This is a genomic window from Hydrobacter penzbergensis (genome assembly GCF_900106985.1).
GTDB lineage: Bacteria > Bacteroidota > Bacteroidia > Chitinophagales > Chitinophagaceae > Sediminibacterium > Sediminibacterium magnilacihabitans.
In genome coordinates this window covers 1-1,310 of the sequence record NZ_FNNO01000039.1, presented here as the reverse complement: position 1 = coordinate 1,310, position 1,310 = coordinate 1, and the positions used below count along the sequence as shown (strand labels likewise).

The 1,310-nt window shown below is 45.7% G+C and carries 2 protein-coding genes; both read right to left on the bottom strand.

From position 1 onward, the window contains the following. Window positions 1–119: 119 nt before the first annotated feature. On the bottom strand, window positions 120–968 hold the full coding sequence (locus tag BLU98_RS17480) for an IS3 family transposase (protein ID WP_371937968.1): 849 nt from the start codon (window positions 966–968) through the stop codon (window positions 120–122). Further along, window positions 965–1,246, bottom strand: coding sequence for a transposase (locus BLU98_RS18170; RefSeq protein ID WP_371937967.1), 282 nt, complete (start codon window positions 1,244–1,246; stop codon window positions 965–967). The genes BLU98_RS17480 and BLU98_RS18170 overlap by 4 nt, the downstream gene beginning before the upstream one ends. Window positions 1,247–1,310: the final 64 nt, after the last annotated feature.

Here is a 1,310-nt window from a genome sequence, read left to right as displayed (position 1 = left end):
AATGTGTTCAACTAAGATATAAAAGACCTACTAATACTACTATTACCTTTCTTTTCTTTTTTTGCTTCTTTTTTTCTTTTCTTTAGCTATCCACGAGGATATGTGGATAACCGCATGATTCAAGCTGCTTTTGCATTCAGGTAACAGGTAGCCGGTGTTTGATAATCCAGCGATTGATGTGGACGATCCTGGTTATAAAACGAAAAATACTGCTGCAGGCTTTCATAGAGTTTTACACCGTCTTCGGGAACATACAGGTAAACATGTTCATACTTCACGGATCGCCACAAGCGTTCAATGAAAATATTATCAATGGCCCTTCCTTTTCCATCCATGCTGATCTGTATACCCTCATCTAATAGCTGCTGGGTAAATACAGTACTGCTGAACTGGCTCCCCTGGTCTGTATTAAATATCTCCGGCCTGCCATGGTTATCCAGCGCTTCACGCACTACCTGGGCACACCACTCCGCACTCATCGTATTGCTGATGCTCCAGTTCAGCACATAACGACTGTGCAGGTCTATGACGGCACACAGGTACATAAACCCCTTTCGCATGGGTACATATGTAATATCCATCGCCCATACCTGGTTGACTCGTTCTATGGGAAGACCTTTGAGCAGGTAGGGGTACAGCCGGTTCTGCTTGTCTGGCTTGCTGGTATTCTTCCTGCGGTACAGGGTCTTCCAACCCATCAACTCCATCAGGCGTTTTACCCGCTTGCGGTTAATGTGATAACCCTGCCGCTGCAACCATACCGTTATGCGGCGTATCCCATAGAATGGCGTCTTAAAATACTGCTCATCCAGCAGCCGCATGATGGCCAGGTTCTCTTCCTGCTCCGCTCGTGGCTGGTAATAAAGCCCACTGCGATGCAAGCATAACAGTCGGCACTGGCCGGCTACACTTAAACTACCATGTGCCCGATCAACCATCCCTCTACGTTCCAACACAGGCTTGATCATAATCTTTTTTTTAGAAAATCATTCTCTACCTGTAATTGGCCAATACGGGCATATAATTGCTCTATCTGACGCTCGTTGTCACTGACTGCATCGGACTTGCCAGATACAAACACACTCGACATATTGGCCATCGCTTCCCTTTTCCAAGTGGCTATCTGCGTGGGGTGAAGCTCGTGCTTACGAGCCAGCTCTTCAATCGTTACGCGCTCTTTTAACGCTTCCAACACTACTTTCGCTTTAAATTCGGCGCTGAACTTGCGCCTGGTTTTCTTTGTCATATTCGGTAATTTAGGATGAAAAATTCATTCTTAACTACCTGCCCTTTTTTAAGGGTACATTATA

Coding starts and splice junctions, on each gene's coding strand:
- BLU98_RS18170 (WP_371937967.1), bottom strand. CDS start 1,246: ATGACAAAGAAAACCAGGCGCAAGTTCAGCGCCGAATTTAAAGCGAAA.
- BLU98_RS17480 (WP_371937968.1), bottom strand. CDS start 968: ATGATCAAGCCTGTGTTGGAACGTAGAGGGATGGTTGATCGGGCACAT.